The sequence below is a fragment of the Rhodobacter aestuarii genome (genome assembly GCF_900156655.1).
Lineage (GTDB): Bacteria > Pseudomonadota > Alphaproteobacteria > Rhodobacterales > Rhodobacteraceae > Rhodobacter > Rhodobacter aestuarii.
The window spans coordinates 85604-105896 of the sequence record NZ_FTOG01000006.1 but is presented as its reverse complement, the minus strand read 5'-3'; the positions used below and the strand labels follow the sequence as shown (position 1 = coordinate 105896).

Genomic DNA, 20293 nt, shown 5'->3' with positions numbered 1-20293 from the left:
AGGGGGCGCTGCTGTGCTTTATCGGCCAAGATAGGCCGCGAGTGCGGGCGGCGGGTCGGCCAACAGATCATCGGTGGGGCGGGGAGGCTGCGCGACACCATCGGCCAAAAGCACGGTTTCTGAGCAAAGTGCTTTGGCGTCATTTGGGTCATGACTGACCATGATCACCGTAGTGCCCTGTTCGTCGGCAATCTCGGCCACCAAAGCCAGCATATCGGCTTTCAGCGCGGGCCCAAGCGCTGCAAAGGGCTCATCCAGCAACAAGAGCGGTTTGGCGCGCAACAGGCATCGGGCCAGCGCCACCCGCCCCTGCTGCCCGCCCGAAAGCGACCCCGGCTTGCGCGCCCCCATCCCCGAAAGCCCAACGCGGTCAAGCGCCTTGGCAATACGCGCATGATCGGTAGCGCTGAGCCTTGGGCGCGGCGAGATGCCGAGCCCAAGGTTTTGCGCCACGCTCAAATGCGGGAACAAGTTTTGATCCTGAAACAAAATCGACAGCGGGCGCAGGCCGGGGGCCATCGCCATGATGTCTTCACCGTCCCACAGCAGGCGGCCCGAGGTTGGGTTTAGGAACCCAGCCAGCGTGGTCAGCAGCGTGGACTTTCCCGCACCCGAAGGGCCGAGGATCGCCGTGCAGGAGCCTTGCTTGAGGGTGAGATCGGCGCAGAGCCGGAAATCGTCTTGCTCGATCAGGAGCTTATCGAGGGTCAGCATGGGCTCCGATCCGGTCGAAGAGGGCGTAAAGGCCGAAGGTGAGGGCCATCAGCAAGCAAGCGGCTCCGGCGGCCTGATCCATTCTGTAGCTGCCCATCAGACTGTAAAGGGCGAGCGGCAAGGTTTTAATCTGACCATCCGAAAAAAGCGTGATCACGCCAAGATCGCCCATCGAAAAGGCGGCGGCGATCCCCGCAGAAAAGCCCAAGGGGCGGGCAAGCCGGGGAAGCGTGAGCAGCCTTAGCCGGGCAAAGCCGGTAAGGTTCAGGCTCGCGGCGAGCCGGTCATAGTCCGCCTGAAGGGTGCGGATTTCGGGGAGCAGCAGCCGCACAGCAAAGGGCAGAGAGAGCGTGGCGTTGACGATCAGCGTCACTGGCAACGCAAGTGTGTTGGGTGCAACTAAGGGCCGGACGATCAAAAACAGCCCCGTCCCTAGCACCAAAGCAGACGCCGTAAGCGGCAGCATCGCCACCGCTTCGGACCAGAGCGCGCGCGGCGCGGCAAGGGCAAGCGGCAGGGCCAGCGCGAGGGTGAGCGCCGTTGCGCCGATTGCGAGCAAGATCGAGGTGAGGGCCGCGTGCCAGATCGAAGCGGGAAGCGTTGGGATTTCCCCAATGCCCCGCAACGCAATGGCAAGCAGTGGCGCCAGCAAGAACGCCGCTGCGGCTAAAAGGGCAGTGGTGTCGATCACGCGGTGCAGGCGGCCGGGGGCTAAATTCGCCGGCCAAGCGCGGTCGAGCCCCGCGCCAAAAGCGCTAGGCAAGGTGAGCCGCGATGCGATACCAAGCGCCACCAGCGCCAGGACAATTTGCAGTGCCGAAAGCGCCGCGGCGCGGCCCAGATCGGCCTCAAACCGAAAGGCTTGATAGATCGCGACCTCCAGCGTGGAGGCGCGCGGCCCACCACCCAGGGTCAGCGCCACGGCAAAAGAGGTCAGGCAGACAAGGAAAATCGCCAAGAACGCGCCGGGCAGGATGGCGCGCAGCATCGGGCGCTCCAACTGGCGGTGGATTTGCGCAGGCGGAAGGCCAAGTGACAACGCTAGCCGCACCCGTTCGGACGGGATCGCTTGCCAGCCATGCAGCAGCATCCGCGTGGCGAGCGGCAGGTTCAAAAACACATGCGCCACCACCACGCCTTGCGGCCCGTAAAGCGAAAGCTCTGGCAAGCCCAGTGCCGTCAGCCCACTATTGACCACGCCACGGCGCCCCAAAATCGCCAAAAGCCCCATCACCGCGACGATGGTGGGCAGCAAAAATGGTGCCCCCATCAGTGCGATAAAAAGCCCGCGCCCGGGAAAGCGGCGCCTATGCAGCGCGCGCGCCACCGGTACCGCCAAGGCGCAACTGATCGCCGCCGAAAGCGTCGCTTGCCAAAGCGTAAACCGCAGTGCCTCCAGATCCGAGGGGGCCAAAGCCGAAAGCCCCCCGGCGCGGACAATCACCGCACCAAGGGGCGCCAGCACCAGTGCGGCCACCAAAGTCGCCGCCAGTGCCGCCGGGATCATTTGCCGAAATTCGCGCGCCATTCCTCAACCGCCGGGCCGCGCAACGCCTCGGCCTCTTCTTCCGAATAGAAGAAGGTGGTTTCGGGGCGCGGTAGGGTGGCAAAACCTTCGGGCAGGAAGCCCGGCTTTTCGATCACCGGATAGGACCAGTTTGCGGTGGCAATCATGCCTTGGAAAGCGTCCGACAGGATATAATCCATGAACGCCTGCGCAAGTTCGGGGTGCTTCGCGCCTTTCAGCTGCGCGGCGAGTTCCGCATAGAAATAATGCCCTTCGGGGAAGATCGCGGCGACCTTTGTGTCATCGCCCTCGGCGATGCGGTGATAGGCGGGCGAAGTGGTGAAGCTCAGCACCATATCCGCCTCGCCTTCGGTGAAAAGCCCATAGCTTTCGGACCAATCTTGCGTGACGGTCAGCACCTTTGGGGAAAGCTTCGCCCAAGCCTCGCCCGCTTTGTCGCCATAGATGTGCTTCACCCAAAGCAGCAGCGCGAGGCCCGAGGTTGAGGCACGCGGGTCTTGAATGGCGATCTTGTAAGCATCGGCAGGGGCCGCGAGCAGGTCGGCAAAAGAGGCGGGCGGATTGGCGAGCTTGGTGCGATCATAGATGAAGGCTGTCTCCGACCAATCAAAGGGCAAGAAAACCGCATCCTCCCAAGCGACCGGCATCGTCAGGCTTGCTAGGTCTTGGCCATGCGGGGCGAATAGCCCGGTCGCCCGCGCACGTGCCGAAACATCGGTGTTGAGCCCAATCACCACATCGGCTTGGGTGTTTTCCCCCTCAAGTAAGATGCGCGGCAGAACATCGCCCGCGACAAATTTCAGATCGCATTTGCAAATGGCTTCAAAGCCTTCCTCGATCTTTGGGCCCGGGCCCCATTCCGAGGTAAAATATTCGGGCGCATAAACGGTGAGCGTGGGCATATCTTCTGCAAAGGCAGGCAGTGCCGCCAAAAGACATCCCGCAAGCATCAGAGGTTTGGTCATTTCTCTCTCCAATGGCCTGACGGGCGGGGTCAGGCCGGGAGAGCCCGGCACCTTCCCTCCGCCGGTCTTAACCGGTTCAGGTTCGACGGGTTCGCGCAAGCGCATCTCAGCCCAACTGGGCACCCCGAGGTGGGATCGGAAGATAGAGGGAACCGAGCGCGGCGCAAGCGCAAAGTGGTTTGGCTCGCGGCATCCGCGGATGCTCGGGACATTTGCACTAGGTCGGGAGCGGATCAGGCTGTGAGACGCACGCCCAAAAGGTGGCGCAGCGCGCGCCGCCGTAAGATCGGTTGCGCGGGCGGCCCGTAGGCCGGTTCGATCGGTGCCAGCCCCAAAAGCCCCGCCGCAAGATCAGTGCGCAGGCGTAAAAGCCCCGCTTTGTCGGCAGGCGAAAGCGCGGCAAAGGCCATCGGGCCGGGCCAGAGGCTTTCGCTCCACACCCCTTCCGCACAGATCAGCGCATGGGTGGGCAAAAGCAGATGGTGATAAGATATGGCGCTGCGCGGCTTGAGCACACGCGCCAGATGGGGCGCAAATTCCGCCAGATGTTTGGCGCGCAGCAGTTGCGGAATGCCGCCAATCTCGGCCAAAACCGCATGTTGCGCCGAAACCCGTAGGCGCTGGGTGTTGCCAAGCGCCGACGCGAAAATCTCCACCGGGCGCAGCGCAATGCGGTTTGCAAGTGTCTGGGGGGCGATTGTTCGCCCTGCGGCCCATAGAACGGGTTGCGCGCCATGGTCGCGGGTCAGCACCAAATCCCCCGGCCTCAAGCTTTCCACCTTGCGCGGCCCGGAGGGCGTGGCGATCTGCGTTCCCGCGACAAAGCAGGGAATGCCCATCGCATGCAGGCTGGAGGCGGAGCTGATAGAGGCAGGTGCGACACCCGTCAGTAGCAATTGCTCGCCCGAGGGGAAGGTCAGGAGCGCATTGCCCGAGCCATCATCGGTCACAACCACGTCAAAGGCGCGGACCGTACCGCCCGTGCCGGTGCCGCCGGTGAGCGCAGAGGTATCCAATTGGTCGGTGGTTGGCCCGCTGCCAAGGCCCGTAAGGTCAAAATCGGTGACGGTATCGACCCCGTCGCCCGAGGTCATCGAGATCGTATCAGCGCCGGTCCCGGTGGTGATTGTATCATTGCCCAGCCCGCCAGTCAGGCTATCGGCAAAATTCGATCCGGTGAAAACATCATCGCCCGCACCACCATCGACCGACACGCCCGATCCGGCGCCAGAGGCATTAAAGGTATCATCGTAATCGGTGCCGGTGATCGATTCGACATTGTTGAAACTGCCCGAACCGGTCGTGGCGTCAAAATCATAGCTCCCCGAGGTGACGCCCGACCAAGTGACGGTGACCCCTTGCGTGCTGGAACTGAACTCAATCGTGTCAGTCTCGGTGCCGCCATCGATATTGTCGAAATCGTCGGCATCGCTGATCAGGAACAGGTCGTCGCCCGCCCCGCCCGTTAGGTTGTCGCTGCCCGCGCCGCCTGAAAGCGTATCAGCACCGTCATCGCCCCAGATCTGATCATCGCCACTGCCGCCGGTGAGGCTGTCGTCCCCCGTGCCGCCATAGATCGCATCATTCTCTGTGCCGCCATCAATGGTGTCATTGCCCGCGCCACCATCAATCGTGTCGTTGCCTGCGCCCCCGTCGATGCTGTCATCGCCATCGCCGCCGTAAAGCGAATCCGCCAAGTTCCCGCCAAGGATCGTCTGGCTGCTGTCTGGGTCGGTTGTGGGGTCGGAAATCGCCGAATAGCTGGGCCAAACGGAGGAACTGGTGCCTTCCACATAATCTGTGATCTGGAAGGTGACGCCGGGGGGCAGTTCGGCATCGGCAATCAGCCCAATCCGCGAGCCACCGCTATCCCCCGTCCAGACATCCCAGACATGGACGGTGGAGCCATCGGGCAGGGTGAAGGTGGCTTCCCAGCCGATCCGGATCGTGCCGGAGTAGAGCGTGCTGCCCAGCGCATCGGTAACGGTGGCGGTTTGCTGCGTCGCATCTTGGATCGACCCGCTGCCACCCGAAAGCGTTGTGTCATCATCGGTGACGGTGAAGGTGATCGCATCGGTTGCGGCATCAAAATCCGGGCTAATGCGGAACGTCGCGCCCACATTGGGCGCGCCACTCACCGGCACGTAATCGGTGAAATTATAGCCCGTGAACGTATAGGTCGTCACCCAAGACCCCTGTGAAGTGCATGCCCCGTACGTTTCAGGATCGCTCAAAATCTCCAAAACTTGGTGAAGTCAAAAGGGTAAATGCTTTGTATTTTTGAGGTATTTGAAGCGCTTGAGGGTGAGGCTTTACGTTTAAGAGGCGCTCACAACGCCACAAGCGCCCGAAATGATCCCAAGGCGCAAACGTCAGTTCCAAGAGAGTTGGGGGTACGGGGGCAAGACTATGCCATCGGCTGTAAGTTGGCTGTGTTGGGTTGCCCCCTCACACATCCAACTCTTCAACGAACCGGGCGTTTTCGGTAATATACTGGAACCGCAGTTCCGGTTTTTTGCCCATCAGCCGTTCCACCAGATCATCGGTTTCGCCCGCGAATTCGTCGTCAATCGTTACGCGGATCAGCTTGCGGGTGGCAGGGTTCATCGTCGTGTCTTTCAGGTCTTTGGCGTCCATTTCGCCCAGACCTTTGAAGCGTTGCACGTCGATTTTGCCTTTGCCGCCAAGGCCTTTCTTGAGCCATTTCTCTTTTTCGGCCTCGTCGGCCACATAAATCCGCTTCGCGCCTTGGGTCAGGCGATAGAGCGGCGGGCAGGCGAGGTAGAGGTGCCCTTTGTCGATCAGCGGGCGCATCTGGGTGAAGAAAAAGGTCATCAACAGGCTGGCGATGTGCGCGCCATCCACGTCCGCATCGGTCATGATGATGACCTTGTCATAGCGCAGATCATCGACGCGGAATTTTGTGCCGAGCCCCACGCCAAGCGCTTGCGCAAGATCGTTGATCTCTTGGTTTTGGCCGAGTTTTGAACTCGCCGCGCCGAGCACGTTGAGGATTTTACCCCGCAGCGGCAAGAGCGCCTGATTGGTCCGGTCGCGCGCCATTTTGGCCGAGCCGCCGGCCGAGTCGCCTTCGACGATGAAAAGCTCGGTGCCCGAACGGTTCGTGGCCGAGCAATCCACCAGCTTGCCGGGCAGGCGCAGCTTTTTGGTGGCGGATTTGCGCGAGGTTTCCTTTTCCGCGCGCCGCCGCAGCCGTTCCTCGGCGCGCAGCACCAGAAAATCCAAGATCGCGCCAGCCGATTTCGGGTCCGCCGCCAGCCAGTTGTCAAAGTGGTCGCGCACCGCGCTTTCGACCCATTTCGCGGCCTCTTCGGTCGAAAGCCGATCTTTGGTTTGCCCGACGAACGAGGGTTCACGGATGAAGATTGAGATCAGCGCGCAGCCGCCCGTCAGCATATCTTCGCGGGTGATTTGCGCGGCTTTTTTGTTGTTGGAAAGCTCGCCGTAAGCGCGGATGCCTTTCAAAATCGCGGCCCAGAAGCCCGATTCATGGGTGCCGCCCTCGGGCGTCGGCACGGTGTTACAATAGGAATGGATGAACCCGTCGCGCACCGGGGTCCAGTTGATCGCCCATTCGACGGAGCCGGGCACGCCAAACTTTTCCTCAAAGCTCACCCGCCCCGCAAAAGGTTTGTCAGAATAGGTGGAGGCCCCGGTGAGCGTTTCGCCCAAAAAGTCTGCCAAGCCATTGGGGAAGTGGAAGGTCGCCTCCAGCGGAGTGTCGCCATCGGGGATTGCGGTTTTCCAACGGATTTCAACGCCCGAAAACAGATAGGCCTTGGAGCGCGCCATCTTGAAAAGCCGTGCGGGCTTCAGTGTCAGCGAGCCGAAAATCTGCTCATCGGGGTGGAAGGTCACGGTGGTGCCGCGCCGGTTCGGGGCCGCGCCCAGCTTTTCCACCGGGCCTTGCGGCACACCACGTGAGAAGCGCTGTTCAAAAAGCTCGCGGTTGCGCGCGACCTGCACCACCATAATGTCAGAGAGCGCGTTCACCACCGATGAGCCCACCCCGTTCAACCCGCCCGAGGTCGAATAGGCTTTGTTGGAGAATTTGCCGCCCGCGTGCAGCGTACACAAAATCACCTCAAGCGCGGATTTGCCGGGGAATTTGGGGTGCGGGTCGACCGGAATCCCCCGGCCATTGTCGCGCACCGTCACCGAGCCATCTTCGTTCATCTCTAGCTCGATGCGGTTGGCATGGCCCGCCACGGCCTCATCCATCGCGTTATCGAGGATTTCCGCCACCATGTGATGCAGCGCGCGTTCATCGGTGCCGCCGATATACATGCCGGGGCGTTTGCGCACCGGTTCGAGCCCTTCGAGCACCTCAATCGAGGAGGCGTCATAGGTTTCGGTCGGGGACGAAGAGAGAAGATCGCCGGCCATGCTGCTCGCTTTCTTTGGTGGTGGTGAACAAAACAGATACCGCAGCTTGGGGGGGCGGGGCAAGCACAGGTGGTGGTGCAGGCCCCGGCACAACCTTTGCCATTCTGTCGTATCAATGCCATAAGCTGCCTGCGCGCTGGGGCTTAAGCGCTGCGCCATACTTCCGAAAGGCCACCCATGACCCGTATTATCCGCTCGCTCGACGAAATTTCTGATCGTTATGACGCCGTTTTTTGCGATTTGTGGGGCTGTCTTCACAACGGCGTGCGCCCGTTTCCGGCGGCGGTTGAGGCGCTGACCACGTTCCGCGCGCGTGGTGGTGCGGTGATGCTGCTGACCAACGCACCGCGTCCGGCGAAATTTGTGGGGGAGCAGCTGGATCGGATGGGCGTGCCGCGCGCTGTATATGATGGGATCGTATCTTCGGGCGACGCCGCGCAAGATGCGATGTTTGCGGGCGCGATTGGCCAAAAGGTCTGGCACCTGGGGCCGTCGAAGGATGATGGTTTCTTTGAAGAAGTTCCTGCCGCTTGGGCGGGCCGCGCCATGATCGAGCGAGTCGATTTTGACGAGGCCGAAGGGATCGTTTGCACCGGTCCCTTCGATGAAGTGAACGAGGTGCCCGAAGATTATCGCGCCCGGTTCTTGGCGGCGAAAACGCGCGGTCTGCCGATGCTCTGTGCCAACCCCGATGTTGTCGTCGATATGGGCGATAAACGGATTTACTGCGCCGGGGCCTTGGCCGCGCTTTATGAGGAGATGGGCGGCAAGACGCTTTACTTCGGCAAACCGCATCCGCCGATCTATGATCTGGCGCGCCGCCGCCTGACGGAACTGCGCGAGGTGGATGACAGCCGCATTTTGGCGATTGGCGATGGTATCAACACCGATGTGGCTGGCGCGATGGGGGAGGGGATCGACGTTCTCTTCATCACCGGCGGGCTAGCGGCAGAGCAGTTTGGTCCCGATCAGGAAAACCCCGATCCGGATCTGTTGGCGGGGTGGCTTGGGGCGCGTCAGCAAGACCCGCAATATACGGTCGGCAAGCTGCGCTGAGATCCTTCGGGAAACTATATTGCGTCAAGGCTTTTTCTTGCGTTCTTAAATTGCGCTGCGCTTGCATGGTGGCCGCCGCCGTGTTATGCCGCAGTGCAACATGAACTCAGGCCCGGAGCGCCCCATGACCGACACGATCCAACGTGGCACGATCAGCATCGACCAACTTGAAGTCGGCATGAGCCGTTCGCTGACCAAAGAAATCACCGACCGCGACATCGAACTGTTTGCCGAGGTTTCGACCGATCATAACCCGGTGCATTTGGACGAAGACTTCGCCAAGGGCACCATGTTCAAAGGCCGTATCGCGCATGGCATGCTGTCGGCAGGTCTCATCTCGGCGGTGATTGGCGAGCAACTGCCCGGCCATGGCACGATCTATATGGGCCAATCGCTGAAGTTCCGCGCTCCGGTGCGCCCGGGCGATGTGGTGACTGCCGAAGTCACAGTGGCCGCGATTGACCCGGTCAAGCGCCGCGTGACCCTTGAAACCCGCTGCCGCGTGGGCGATACGGTGGTCATCGATGGTGAGGCGCAGGTTCTGGCGCCCGCTGCCAAGAGCTAACGACACGGCCGGCGGCCTCGCCGGAGGCGGGGACGGATGCAGAGTTATACCCACTGGACGGGCCTAGGGGCCGAGGCGCGCGGCGCCTCGGTGGCGATGGGCAATTTCGACGGGGTGCATCTGGGCCACCAGTCGGTGATCGATCTGGCGCGCACCGAGGCCCCTTTGGGGATCATCACCTTTGAGCCGCATCCGCGCGAGGTCTTTGCCCCCGATGCACCTGCCTTTCGCCTTATGAACGCCGAGGCCCGCAGCCACCGGTTGGAAAAGCTGGGCGTCGAGCGGCTGTTTGAACTGCCGTTCAACAAAGAACTGGCGGGGATGGAGCCCGAAGCCTTTGCCCGCGAAGTGCTGGCCGAGGGTTTGGGCGTGTCCCATGTGACCGTGGGGGGCGATTTCCGCTTTGGCAAGCGCCGTGCGGCGGGCACGGCGGAACTGATCGAACTGGGCCACCGCTACGGATATGAGGTGACGGTCGCGCCGCTTTTGCACATCGATGGGGTGGAAGTGTCTTCCACCAATATCCGCCGTGCGCTCAGCGAAGGCCGCCCCGAAGATGCCGCGAAAATGCTGGGCCACCTGCACCGGATCGAGGGCGCGGTGCTGCATGGCGACAAACGTGGCAAGGGGCTGGGCTTCCCCACCGCCAATATGTCTGTCTCTGGCCTGCATCTGCCCAAGCTTGGGGTCTATGCCGTCAAAGTGGATGTGCTGACCGGCCCGCAGGCGGGCAGTTACCACGGGGCCGCGAGCCTTGGGGTGCGCCCGATGTTTGGCGAAAACACCCCGAATCTGGAGACTTTCATCTTCGATTTCGATGGCGATCTTTACGATCAGCACCTTTCTGTGGCGCTGGTGGCCTATTTGCGCCCGGAAATGAAGTTCGACGGGCTCGAGGGCTTGATGAAACAGATGGCACAAGATTGCGATCAGGCGCGGAAAATCCTCGCCAACGTCTGAGCCCCCTTTCCAATCTGCTTCGGTTTTGTCAGGTTGCGCGCAATGACCACTCTGCGCCCCAAATTCTGGACCTTGCCGCTCACCGCCTTGCGCCCCGCTGAATGGGAAGCGCTTTGTGATGGCTGTGGCAAATGCTGTCTCAACAAGCTCGAATATGAAGACACGGGCGAATTGGAGTTCACCCGTGTGGCGTGTAAGCTGCTCGATGGCGACACCTGCCGTTGCATGAGCTACCCCAACCGCCACGATTACGTGCCCGAATGTGTGCGGCTGACGCCAAAATCGCTCAAGAAAAGCGTCTATTGGATGCCCGTCACCTGTGCCTATCGGCTGCGGTGGGAGGGCAAGCCCCTGCCGGAGTGGCACTATCTGATCTCTGGTTCGACCGAGACGGTGCATGAAACGGGGCATTCGGTGCGCGGCTGGACGGTGTCCGAGGCCGAAGTGCCCGAGGATGACTGGCAAGACTACGTGATCGAGGATCTGTGATGCATTTCGCTTCCGACAATACCGCAGGCGTTGCGCCTGCGATCATGGCTGCGCTTTCGGCGGCCAATGCGGGCCATGTGGCCTCTTACGGGGCGGATGCACAAAGCAAAGCGGTGGTCACGCGCCTACGCGAGATTTTTGAAGCGCCAGAGGCGGCGGTGTATCTGGTGCCCACCGGCACGGCGGCGAATGCGCTTTCTTGTGCGGCGCTCACCCAGCCGTGGGGCGCGATTTTTTGCCATCGCAACGCCCATATCGAAGAAGACGAATGCGGCGCGCCCGAGTTTTACACCGGCGGCTCCAAGCTCGTGTTGGTCGATGGGGCCGATGCGAAAATGGACCCGCAAGCGCTGCGCCGCACCATCGCCCACACCGGGCGCGGGGGCATTCACAATGTTCAGCGCGGCATGGTCTCGATCACCAATGCGACCGAGGCGGGCGCGATTTACACGCCTGAAGAGGTCGCCGCGCTTTGCGCGGTCGCGCAAGAGTTCAAGCTGCCCGTGCACATGGATGGCGCGCGTTTTGCCAATGCTTTGGTCAGTGCGGGCTGCACGCCCGCCGAGATGACGTGGAAAGCGGGCATCGAGGCGCTGAGTTTTGGGGGCACCAAAAACGGCTGCATGGGCGTGGAAGCGGTGATCTTGTTCGACCCCAAGCGCGCGTGGGAGTTTGAACTGCGTCGCAAACGGGGCGGGCATCTGTTTTCCAAGCATCGCTTCTTGGCCGCGCAAATGGCGGGCTATCTGGAGGGCGATCTGTGGCTGGATCTGGCGCGCCACGCCAATGCGATGGCGGCAAAGCTCTCGGCTGGTATCTCCGCAGTTCCCGGCGCGCATCTGTTGCACCCGACGCAAGCGAATGAGGTTTTTGCGGCCTTCCCGCGCTCGGCGCACCGCCAACTTCATGCGGCGGGGGCAGCCTATTACCTGTGGCCCTTTGATCAGTCTTTGGAAGGCGAGGCGTCCGAGCCGCTTTCGGCGCGCATGGTGACAAGCTGGGCCACGACGGAAGAAGAGATCGCCACCTTTCTATCGCATCTGAAATAGGGCTTAGGGCAGGGCGAGCCGCTTGGCCGCCGAACCTCGGCTTGGCACCATGAAAAAGGCTCGGATCATCATGACCCGAGCCTTGAGCGATTTGGCGCTGCCTGTCCAGCCTTAGACGGTGGAGTAGAGCCCCTCGTAGATCGGCACCAAAGTGTCCGTCTCGAAGAGCGAACTGACCGAGGTGCCCGACCACGTGTTCAAGATCGCTTGGGCAAACATCGGCGCGGTCGGCACGATGCGAATATTGGGAGCGTTTTTCACCGCCTCGGTGGGCTCGATGGAATCGGTGATCACCAGCGATTTCATCACCGAGTTGGTGACGCGCTCAACCGCCGGGCCCGACATCACGCCGTGGGTGATGTAGGAATGCACCTCGGTCGCGCCCGCTTCAATCAGCACTTCGGCGGCTTTGCACAAGGTGCCTGCAGTGTCACAAAGGTCATCAACGATGATACATTTCTTGCCGGTTACTTCGCCGATCACCGTCATGCCGGCGACTTCGCCCGCCTTTTCGCGGCGTTTGTCGACGATGGCGAGCGGCGCGCCGATGCGCTTGGCCAGTTCGCGCGCCCGCGCCACGCCGCCCACGTCGGGGGAGATCACCATCACATCGTCCAGCTGGCCTTTGAAATGGTGCAAGATGTCGAGCGCAAAGACCGGGGCGGCATAAAGGTTATCCACCGGAATATCGAAGAAGCCTTGGATCTGCGTCGCGTGCAGATCAAGCGTCAGCACCCGGTCCACGCCCGCTTCGGTCAGCAGGTTTGCCACCAGCTTCGCCGAAATCGGCGTGCGGGCCTTGGCGCGGCGGTCTTGGCGGGCATAGCCGAAATAGGGAATGACGGCGGTGATGCGATCGGCCGAGGAACGCTTGAGCGCATCGGTCATGATCAGCAGTTCCATCAGGTTGTCGTTCGCCGGGTTCGAGGTCGGCTGAATGATATACATGTCTTCGCCGCGGACGTTCTCATAGACCTCAACGAAGATTTCTTGGTCATTGAACCGTTCGACGCGGGCATCGACCAAGCCGACAGACATGCCGCGATGCATGGACATCCGCCGGGCAATGGCTTGGGCGAGCGGGCGGTTGGCATTGCCGGAAATGAGCTTCGGTTCGGTCATCGCGGGCATCTATAGTCCTTTCTGGGGCGCCGGCGGAGAGGAGGGCACGGATTCGCCGGATTGCGCCTGCCTTATCACCGGGCTAGCCTGCCCGCAAACCTTGCACGACCGAGGAGCGATACTATGGCGCAGATTGATTACTTTTTCTCGGTGTTCAGCCCTTGGACCTACCTTGCCGGGGACCGTTTGGAGCAGATCGCCGCCAAACACGGGGCGACGATCACCTATAAACCGCTTGATCTGCTCACCCTCTTTGATCGCACGGGCGGCGTGCGGCCAGCGGCGCGCCACCCAAGCCGGATGGACTATCGGATGCAGGAACTTGAACGCTGGTCAAAGCATCTGAATATGGAAATGAACTTCAAGCCGGTGGGCTATCCGCCCAACGGGGCGCCGGGCTCTTATGCGGTGATTGCCGCCCAAGCCGCGGGCGGTGGCGATTTGGGCGCTTTGGTGCGGGGTATTGCCCGCGCGGTCTGGGTCGAAGATCGCAACATCGGCGAAGATGATGTGTTGCGCGAAAAGCTGGAAGAGGCCGGGTTTGACCCGAACCTTGTCACCACCGGGCTTTTTACGGGCGCAATGGCCTATGAGCGCAATCTGGAAGAGGCGGTGGAGCGCGGGGTCTTTGGCTCGCCCTTCTACATTGTGGCCGAAACCGATCAGCGCTTTTGGGGGCAAGATCGGCTCGATTTTCTTGACGCGCATCTGGGCACGCTTTGATGGCGCGCGCAACGCGGCTTGGCCACGAGATCAGTTGGCAAGAAATCGGGCAGGGGGAGCGTCCGGCGCTTGCCATCCACTGCACTTTGGGGGCGGCGAGCCTTTGGGGGCCGGTACTTGATCCGCTGGCCGATGTGCTGACGACGACGGTGTTTGACCAACCCGGCCACGGGCACTCCGGTCCTTGGGAGGCGGCGGGGGCGGAACCCGGAGCCTATCAACGGCTGGTGACGCAACTGGCGGCGGGGTTCATCACCCGGCCCGTCGATCTGATCGGCCATAGTTTCGGCGCTTCGGTCGCTTTGCGCATTGCGGTGGGCGCGCCCGAGGCGGTGCGCTCGCTGACGCTGATTGAGCCGGTTCTCTTTAAATCGGTTGAGGGCAGCGCCGAGTGGCGCGACCTGCGTGCCAGTCAGGACAATTTTGAAGCGATGATTGATGGGGGCGATTATGAAACCGCCGCCAAGGGCTTCATGCGCGATTGGGGGGCGGGTGTGCCGTGGGAGGCGTTACCGGAGCATCAGCGCGCGCGCTTTTGCGCGCAAATGCCGATGGTGCGCAACATCTCAAGCGCAAACTTTGAAGATCCGGGGCAGATTTGGCGCGCCGATGGGATTGAGGGGATCGACGCGCCGGTGATGCTGATCCACGGCGATCAAAGCCCGCCGATTGTTGCCAAAGTCTGCACCGCCATTGCCGAGCGTTTGGCGGATGTGGGCACCGCTTGCATTCCGGGCGGCGGGCATATGCTGCCGGTCACCCATGCGCCGCAGGTCTCCGACCTGTTGGCGATGAACCTAGAGCGCAGCTAGGGGCGGGGCAAAGCCCCGCTCCGCCGTTAGAGCACGCGGTTCACATGTCCCATTTTGCGGCCCGGCTTGGCGTCGGCTTTGCCGTAAAGGTGGATTTGCGTGTTCTTCGCTTTGGCAAACTCGGGCACGCGGTCCACATCATCGCCAATCAGGTTGAGCATTTCGACATCGGCATAGCGCCCGCCGTCGCCCAAGGGCCAGCCCGCAATGGCGCGGATATGTTGCTCAAACTGGTCAACCGCGCAGCCCGCTTGCGTCCAGTGACCCGAATTGTGCACGCGCGGCGCGATTTCATTGACGATCAGCCCCTCGGGCGTCACGAACAACTCCACCCCCAACACGCCCACATAATCAAGCGCGTTGAGAATGCGCGCCGCAATCAGTACCGCATCCGAGCGCAGATTGGGCGAAATACGGGCGGGCACTGTCGTGGTATGCAAGATGCCAGACTTATGCACGTTCTCGCCGGGGTCATAGCAGGCAACCGCGCCATCAAGGCCGCGTGCGGCAATCACCGAAATCTCGGCCGAGAAGTTCACGAACCCTTCAAGCACGGCCGCGGCACCGCCCATCGCAGCCAAAGCTTCGGGAGCATCGGCCTCCGACATGATCCGGGCTTGGCCTTTGCCATCATAGCCAAGGCGCGTGGTTTTCAGGATCGAGGGCGCGCCGATTTGGGCCAGCGCGGCTTCAAGCGTGGCGGCGTCATCCACCTGCGCCCAAGGCGCGGTGGTCAGGCCGATTTCATTGAGGAAGCTCTTTTCCAAGATCCGGTCTTGGCTGATCGCAAGCGCGCGCCGCCCAGGACGGATCGGGCGCAGGCTTTCCAAAAGATCCAGCGCCGAGGTCGGGATGTTCTCAAACTCATAGGTGATGACATCCACCCCCGCCGCAAAGGCGCGCAGGCAGGCTTCATCCTCATAAGGCGCGGTAAAGACCCGCTCGGCCACATGGCCCGCAGGCGCCCCGGCACCCGGCTCATAGATATGGCATTTCAGCCCCATCCGTGAGGCCGCAACCGAAAGCATCCGGCCCAATTGGCCACCGCCCAAAATGCCAATCGTGGCGCCCGGTTTTAGCATCTTAGTCATCCTGCGGTTCATCGGGGATCGAGGCGGAAAGTGCCTCACGCCACGCATCAAGGCGGGTGGCGAGGTCGGGGTCTTGCAGCGCCAAAATGCCGGCGGCCATCAGCCCGGCATTGGCTGCGCCTGCAGCGCCGATCGCCATTGTCGCGACGGGAAAGCCCTTGGGCATTTGCACGATCGAATAAAGGCTATCCACCCCCGAAAGCGCGCGGGTCTGCACCGGCACGCCCACCACGGGCACACGGGTTTTGGAGGCCATCATACCGGGCAAATGCGCCGCGCCACCAGCGCCTGCAATAATGACTTGCAGGCCGCGCTCTGCCGCCGTTTTGCCATAGCTCCAAAGCCGGTCCGGGGTGCGATGTGCCGAGACGATCTTCTTCTCATAGGCGATGCCCAGCTCATCAAGGATCGTCGCCGCCTCGCGCATGGTCGCCCAATCCGACTGGCTGCCCATGATGATTCCAACTTTCACGCCCATCCGGCCCCCCAAATTATGGAAACGGCACTATAGGCAGGTGATCTGTGGGAGCAAGGCCCCGGAGGGCAAGGCCTGATGCGTTTAGGCAATGATATCGGGGGTCAGCCGATCTTCGATCCGGGCGATTTGGTCTTTCAGCGCGAGCTTTTGCTTTTTCAACCGCACAAGGCGCAACTGGTCTGGGTGCACAGCGTCAATGAGCGCGGTGATCGCTTCATCGAGGTCGCGGTGTTCGCGGCGTAGCACCTCAAGCTTCACGCGCAAAACCTCGTCTGAATTCATTTCCAAGGGCGTATCGCTATGGGCGTTCATGGCGGGGTTCCGGCAAAAGAGCACTGACAGGGGCCGGGCGAGTCGCCGACCATTTGACGATTATAAGCGATTTCTGACATTTGCGCAGTTTTTTCACGGTTGACGAGAGCTTTGCCCCTCTTGCGCCCGGCGCGGCACACCCCATATCTTGAAGGCGAGGGCTGCCGGATCGCGGGGCCTTCTTTTGCAACGTCGCTTTCCAAAGGGCTTGCCAGATGTCAAAACTGAGCTTCGGCGCACATCCTTATCTTTTAGGGTTCGATCAACTCGAGCGCCTCGTCGAACGCACCGCCAAGTCGGGCTCCGACGCCTATCCACCTTACAATATCGAACAACACGGCGCGGATGAGTTTCGCATCACGCTTGCCGTTGCGGGCTTTGCCGAGGCCGATCTCGCCATCACCATGGAAGACCGCGCCTTAGTGATTCGGGGCCGTCAGGCTGAAGACGGGGCCGAGCGGATTTTTTTGCACCGTGGGATTGCCGCGCGCGCGTTTCAACGTAGCTTTGTATTAGCAGACGGCGTTGAGGTCGCGGGAGCAGGGCTGGAAAACGGTCTTTTGCACATCGATCTGACAAGGGCACAGCCCGAGCCAGTGGTGCAGACGATTCCGATCAACAGAAGGTAAGGGGAAGTTATGGATCATAAATTCGATTTTGGCCCCGCAATGGGCGGTTCCGGTGATGAGCGTATTGTTTATGTGCGTCCGGTCGCGGTGTCCGACCTTCCGGCTGATATTCAAAAGCAGGCTGGCGGGTTGACCCAGCTTTATGCCCTGCACGATGCGAATGGCGAGCGCCTTGCACTGGTGAAAGACCGCTGGATGGCCTTCCATCTTGCGCGCGAAAACGAGGCCTTGGCCTTTAGCGTTCACTAAACGGTCCGCCTGATTTCAAAGTCTCACGAAAATGTGCCGCCCGCAGCTTGCTGCGGGCGCGAACTTTTTGATGGCTCCTGGGTTGGGTTTGTGAACCCCTAACAAGGAGGCCGAGATGTCATCGAAAACAAAATACGCCCCAACCCAGATCGCATTGCATTGGGTGATCGTGCTGCTGTTCTACTTTAATTACTTCGTGTCTGAGGGCATGGGGCGCGCCAATTACCAGCATAACAGCGGCCAGCCGGTGACGGGCTCGGTGGCGGAATGGCATATTCCGGTGGGGTTGGCGCTTTTGGGTCTGATGATCTTGCGTTTGTTCTTGCGGCTGCGCGATGGCGTGCCCGCGCCAGCACAAGGGGGCGACCCGCGCTTTGCCAAACTCGCTGAAGCGCTGCATTGGGCGTTTTATGCGCTGTTGATCCTTGGGCCCATGGCGGGGGCGGCCTCTTGGTTCTTTGGAATGCGCAGTTTGGGAGAATTGCATGGACCGATGATGTCGCTCGCCTTCTTCCTGACCTTCGCCCATATCGGCGCGGCGCTTTATCACCAGTTCTGGCTCAAAGATAATCTGATCGCCCGGATGCGTGCCTAACACGCACCGAAGACGCCATGGGACGCCGGGCAGCTCGCCCGGCGTTTTCTATGCCGCAACCTCTTTGGGCACTTCTTTACGGCCGGGCCAAATACCGTAATGCTCGCGGAAATAATCAATGCAGGCCGTATCGGCGTCAAGCCGTCCAACACCTTGATATTCAAACTCCAAGAGCCGCTCGGTATGATGGGCTTCATAGCCATCGCGGTGCGGTCGATCCCTTAGCATCATCCAGATCGGAACGTTCTTGCGAGCCATATGGCCCGAAAACCAAGGGTCATCGACGGTCCAAAGCAGGTCGGGAATGTCAAAAACCTCCTCCGGGAAAAACTCCGGGCGCACCAGCGCGCCGCGATACGCCTCCAGCACATGCACATAGCCCGGCAAAGTTGCTAAAAAGGGTTTCGGGCGGCGCTGTGCCAAATGCACCAGGCGCTGCAGACGGTAGCCGAGGCCCTTTTGTTGCCGATAGGCGCGCGGAAATAATGTGTCTTCGATAAAATAGCGGCTGCCTTTCGGCCGACTGTCGAAATCATATCCTTTGCCGACGATGCAACAGTTGGGCTTTTCGCGCCGAGTCTCTAGAAAATGGCGGGCCCAATCGGGGGCATACTCCTGATCGTCATCGCAAAAGAGAATCTCGGTATCTTTGCCGAGATGATCTCGCAGCGTGGGAAGTAGCTTGGTGCCGGGCCCATAATCTTGTTCACTGATATGAACGGTAATGCCCTCGGGCAAGGTCGGCAGGCTTGGCACGATACCGGGGAAGCGGCGATAGCTACGCGCGATATTCAGGCGGATTTCGTCGATTTTTACGTCTTGGCGGAGCAAGTCGCGCAGGGTCGCACCGATCTGCGAAAAGCGTGGCGGGATCGTGGTCAAAGAAATGATGGTTGCGGGCATATTGGGGACCGAATGTAGAAAGTGGCGCACCGTTCCACGCGGCGACAAATCTTTCAAGATGGCGTCATGGTCATATACGCGGACTAGGGAGCGACGAGACGCCGGTAAATCTTTCTTTGCTCTGCGTCAAAGCACACTGTTTGTCGCAGGGCATTGCGGTGCTATCGTTCGCGGGATTTTTTTAATTTGAGGGGGAAGGCATGAGTCTGAAATCGAGTCTGACGCCGATCGTCGCCGGTTGGGTGTGGATCTCCGCCTGCGAATTTGGCATCAACTCCTACTGGCTGCAGGGCGAGTGGGAAGATTACTTTGGCGCGCTGGGCGTCGATTATCCCGGTGAACCGATGCAGCTTCTGGTTTGGGCCGGTTGGGCGCTTCTTTATGCCCTGTGCTTGCGGATGCTGCTGGTGCGCTTTGGCGGTCTGTTTGCGGGCCTCATCTCTTGGTTCATGGTGTTCGGTCTCATGTTCGTGGCGCTGGGCAACATCAACCTGATGACGCAAGATTTCCTCACCCTGATCGTGCCGGCGACGCTGGCCGAGGCGGTGAGCGCCGCGCTGGTGATGAATGTGTTTGTGGCGCTGAACCGGTCGCGTGCGCGTGCGCGTGCCAAGGCGAAAGAACAAGCCAAAGCCGCGAAAAAAGCGGGGACGCCGGTCGCCGCCTAAGGCGGTGCGGTCAGGCGACGTCGCTAAGTTGCGTCTGAAACTGAAAAGCCTCCCCATTTGGGGAGGCTTTTTCATGCGCCTTGCGGCAAATACCTAGGAAATCTCCCAATCGTCTTCATGCGCACAGCCGCCAATCGCGAGCCAATCGGCCCGGACACGCGCAACCCGCGTATCGCCCCAAGTACGGAACACAATCACAAACCCTTCGGTGGTGATCATGTCGGCGGAAATATCCACGCGCGGATTGTGCTTTTGGTCAATGTCCCACATCGACAGCGATACTTGCACTGCGGGAACTTCTCGAAAGGCTTCGCTAAACACTACGGCACGGCGCAATTCGCGCGGGCCTTCGCCCGTCCACATTGCGCCCCCATCTTGATAGTCGGAGAATAGCACAATCGAGCCTTGGGTGATGCCAACCCGCGTAGAGGAAAGTTTTTGCATGATCAGGGCACTCGTCCGCTTGCGTGTCTCGTCACGCTAATAGGTTACGAAGAAAGAAAAAAGACTAAATGAAAAAGCCCCGACGCAAGGCCGGGGCTTTTGATCTCATCCTCTGGCTTGCGCCTTAGAGGTTGATATGCGTGCCAAGCGCTTCCATGTCGGCGAGCATCTTGGCGGCGGCATCGGCCACCGACGGATGCGCCGCATCCAGCACTTTCTTCGCTTCGGCCACCATGTCGGCGTGGATCGCAGCGGTCAGTTCCGCTTTGGTCACACCGCGTTCGGCCAGAACGGTCACCGTCTCGCCCGAGACTTCGGCAAAACCGCCGGTGACGGCGAATTCCGAAGAGCCCTCGGCGCTGACCACGGTCAGGATGCCCGGCCGCAGCGAGAGGATGACGGGCGCGTGGCCCGGCATCGCCGTCAGATCGCCTTCCACGCCGGGAAGACGGACCTCGCGGGCCTGAACGGAAGCAAGCTTCCGCTCCGGCGAGACGAGATCAAACTGCATCGTATCGGCCATTATCGCCCCCC

23 protein-coding genes and 1 riboswitch are annotated in these 20293 nt (G+C 61.0%); of the genes, 11 read left to right on the top strand and 12 right to left on the bottom strand.

What is annotated here, in order from left to right; genetic code table 11:
* Positions 1 to 18 precede the first annotated feature (18 nt).
* The 5 genes from BW967_RS09820 to parE form a co-directional block, all read right to left on the bottom strand.
* The gene (locus BW967_RS09820) at positions 19 to 714 is read right to left on the bottom strand and encodes a thiamine ABC transporter ATP-binding protein (RefSeq protein WP_076484902.1); all 696 of its coding nucleotides are present in this window, start codon (positions 712 to 714) and stop codon (positions 19 to 21) included.
* Positions 698 to 2242 (bottom strand): ABC transporter permease subunit, encoded by a 1545-nt coding sequence (locus BW967_RS09815; RefSeq protein WP_076484901.1) that lies wholly within the window; start codon positions 2240 to 2242, stop codon positions 698 to 700. The genes BW967_RS09820 and BW967_RS09815 overlap by 17 nt, the downstream gene beginning before the upstream one ends.
* On the bottom strand, positions 2218 to 3207 hold the full coding sequence (locus BW967_RS09810; protein ID WP_076484900.1) for a thiamine ABC transporter substrate-binding protein: 990 nt from the start codon (positions 3205 to 3207) through the stop codon (positions 2218 to 2220). Before BW967_RS09810 ends, BW967_RS09815 begins: the two co-directional genes overlap by 25 nt.
* 36 nt (positions 3208 to 3243) lie before the next feature.
* Positions 3244 to 3344: riboswitch (TPP riboswitch) on the bottom strand.
* A 96-nt stretch (positions 3345 to 3440) separates the two neighbouring features.
* Positions 3441 to 5393: a Hint domain-containing protein gene (locus tag BW967_RS09805; RefSeq protein WP_076484899.1), complete on the bottom strand. Its 1953-nt coding sequence runs from the start codon at positions 5391 to 5393 to the stop codon at positions 3441 to 3443.
* Positions 5394 to 5655: 262 nt separating this feature from the next.
* Positions 5656 to 7614, bottom strand: a complete 1959-nt coding sequence (gene parE, locus BW967_RS09800; protein ID WP_076484898.1) for a DNA topoisomerase IV subunit B — start codon at positions 7612 to 7614, stop codon at positions 5656 to 5658.
* A gap of 177 nt (positions 7615 to 7791) precedes the next feature.
* Between parE and BW967_RS09795 the strand changes: the two genes are divergently transcribed.
* From BW967_RS09795 to BW967_RS09775, 5 genes are all read left to right on the top strand, one after another.
* On the top strand, positions 7792 to 8670 hold the full coding sequence (locus tag BW967_RS09795; protein ID WP_076484897.1) for a TIGR01459 family HAD-type hydrolase: 879 nt from the start codon (positions 7792 to 7794) through the stop codon (positions 8668 to 8670).
* A 124-nt stretch (positions 8671 to 8794) separates the two neighbouring features.
* The gene (locus tag BW967_RS09790; RefSeq protein WP_076484896.1) at positions 8795 to 9235 is read left to right on the top strand and encodes a MaoC family dehydratase; all 441 of its coding nucleotides are present in this window, start codon (positions 8795 to 8797) and stop codon (positions 9233 to 9235) included.
* Between the two features lie 36 nt (positions 9236 to 9271).
* A complete protein-coding gene (locus BW967_RS09785) occupies positions 9272 to 10195 on the top strand; it encodes a bifunctional riboflavin kinase/FAD synthetase (RefSeq protein WP_076484895.1) in 924 nt (307 codons plus the stop codon).
* A gap of 42 nt (positions 10196 to 10237) precedes the next feature.
* The gene (locus tag BW967_RS09780; RefSeq protein ID WP_076484894.1) at positions 10238 to 10684 is read left to right on the top strand and encodes a YcgN family cysteine cluster protein; all 447 of its coding nucleotides are present in this window, start codon (positions 10238 to 10240) and stop codon (positions 10682 to 10684) included.
* Positions 10684 to 11733 (top strand): threonine aldolase family protein, encoded by a 1050-nt coding sequence (locus BW967_RS09775; protein WP_076484893.1) that lies wholly within the window; start codon positions 10684 to 10686, stop codon positions 11731 to 11733. The genes BW967_RS09780 and BW967_RS09775 overlap by 1 nt, the downstream gene beginning before the upstream one ends.
* Positions 11734 to 11844: 111 nt before the next feature.
* Here BW967_RS09775 and BW967_RS09770 read toward each other — a convergent pair whose 3' ends face one another.
* Positions 11845 to 12864, bottom strand: coding sequence for a ribose-phosphate pyrophosphokinase (locus BW967_RS09770; protein ID WP_076484892.1), 1020 nt, complete (start codon positions 12862 to 12864; stop codon positions 11845 to 11847).
* A gap of 114 nt (positions 12865 to 12978) precedes the next feature.
* Between BW967_RS09770 and BW967_RS09765 the strand changes: the two genes are divergently transcribed.
* Together BW967_RS09765 and BW967_RS09760 are read left to right on the top strand one after the other, a co-directional pair.
* Positions 12979 to 13578 (top strand): 2-hydroxychromene-2-carboxylate isomerase, encoded by a 600-nt coding sequence (locus BW967_RS09765; protein WP_076484891.1) that lies wholly within the window; start codon positions 12979 to 12981, stop codon positions 13576 to 13578.
* Positions 13578 to 14390, top strand: a complete 813-nt coding sequence (locus BW967_RS09760) for an alpha/beta fold hydrolase (protein ID WP_076484890.1) — start codon at positions 13578 to 13580, stop codon at positions 14388 to 14390. The genes BW967_RS09765 and BW967_RS09760 overlap by 1 nt, the downstream gene beginning before the upstream one ends.
* A gap of 26 nt (positions 14391 to 14416) precedes the next feature.
* Here BW967_RS09760 and BW967_RS09755 read toward each other — a convergent pair whose 3' ends face one another.
* The 3 genes from BW967_RS09755 to BW967_RS09745 all read right to left on the bottom strand — a co-directional run bounded on the left by BW967_RS09755 (position 14417) and on the right by BW967_RS09745 (position 16271).
* Entirely contained in the window at positions 14417 to 15481 is a 1065-nt protein-coding gene (locus BW967_RS09755) for a 5-(carboxyamino)imidazole ribonucleotide synthase (RefSeq protein WP_076484889.1), read from the bottom strand.
* Positions 15474 to 15959 (bottom strand): 5-(carboxyamino)imidazole ribonucleotide mutase, encoded by a 486-nt coding sequence (gene purE, locus BW967_RS09750; RefSeq protein WP_245826509.1) that lies wholly within the window; start codon positions 15957 to 15959, stop codon positions 15474 to 15476. The genes BW967_RS09755 and purE overlap by 8 nt, the downstream gene beginning before the upstream one ends.
* 81 nt (positions 15960 to 16040) lie before the next feature.
* Entirely contained in the window at positions 16041 to 16271 is a 231-nt protein-coding gene (locus BW967_RS09745) for a YdcH family protein (protein ID WP_076484888.1), read from the bottom strand.
* Positions 16272 to 16486: 215 nt separating this feature from the next.
* Here BW967_RS09745 and BW967_RS09740 point away from each other — a divergent pair, with 215 nt between their 5' ends.
* From BW967_RS09740 to BW967_RS09730, 3 genes are all read left to right on the top strand, one after another.
* Entirely contained in the window at positions 16487 to 16900 is a 414-nt protein-coding gene (locus BW967_RS09740) for an Hsp20 family protein (RefSeq protein WP_076484887.1), read from the top strand.
* A 9-nt stretch (positions 16901 to 16909) separates the two neighbouring features.
* Positions 16910 to 17149 carry a DUF1150 family protein gene (locus BW967_RS09735; RefSeq protein ID WP_076484886.1) on the top strand — a complete coding sequence of 80 codons (240 nt, stop codon included), beginning with the start codon at positions 16910 to 16912 and terminating at the stop codon, positions 17147 to 17149.
* A 115-nt stretch (positions 17150 to 17264) separates the two neighbouring features.
* The gene (locus BW967_RS09730) at positions 17265 to 17744 is read left to right on the top strand and encodes a cytochrome b (RefSeq protein ID WP_076484885.1); all 480 of its coding nucleotides are present in this window, start codon (positions 17265 to 17267) and stop codon (positions 17742 to 17744) included.
* Positions 17745 to 17792: 48 nt separating this feature from the next.
* Here the strand turns inward: BW967_RS09730 and BW967_RS09725 are convergent, their stop codons facing one another.
* Positions 17793 to 18647, bottom strand: a complete 855-nt coding sequence (locus BW967_RS09725) for a glycosyltransferase family A protein (protein WP_076484884.1) — start codon at positions 18645 to 18647, stop codon at positions 17793 to 17795.
* 200 nt (positions 18648 to 18847) lie between these two features.
* Between BW967_RS09725 and BW967_RS09720 the strand changes: the two genes are divergently transcribed.
* The gene (locus BW967_RS09720) at positions 18848 to 19315 is read left to right on the top strand and encodes a hypothetical protein (protein WP_076484883.1); all 468 of its coding nucleotides are present in this window, start codon (positions 18848 to 18850) and stop codon (positions 19313 to 19315) included.
* A gap of 93 nt (positions 19316 to 19408) precedes the next feature.
* Here the strand turns inward: BW967_RS09720 and BW967_RS09715 are convergent, their stop codons facing one another.
* Entirely contained in the window at positions 19409 to 19759 is a 351-nt protein-coding gene (locus tag BW967_RS09715) for an H-type lectin domain-containing protein (RefSeq protein ID WP_076484882.1), read from the bottom strand.
* Positions 19760 to 19883: 124 nt separating this feature from the next.
* Positions 19884 to 20282, bottom strand: a complete 399-nt coding sequence (locus BW967_RS09710; RefSeq protein WP_076484881.1) for a F0F1 ATP synthase subunit epsilon — start codon at positions 20280 to 20282, stop codon at positions 19884 to 19886.
* Positions 20283 to 20293: the final 11 nt, after the last annotated feature.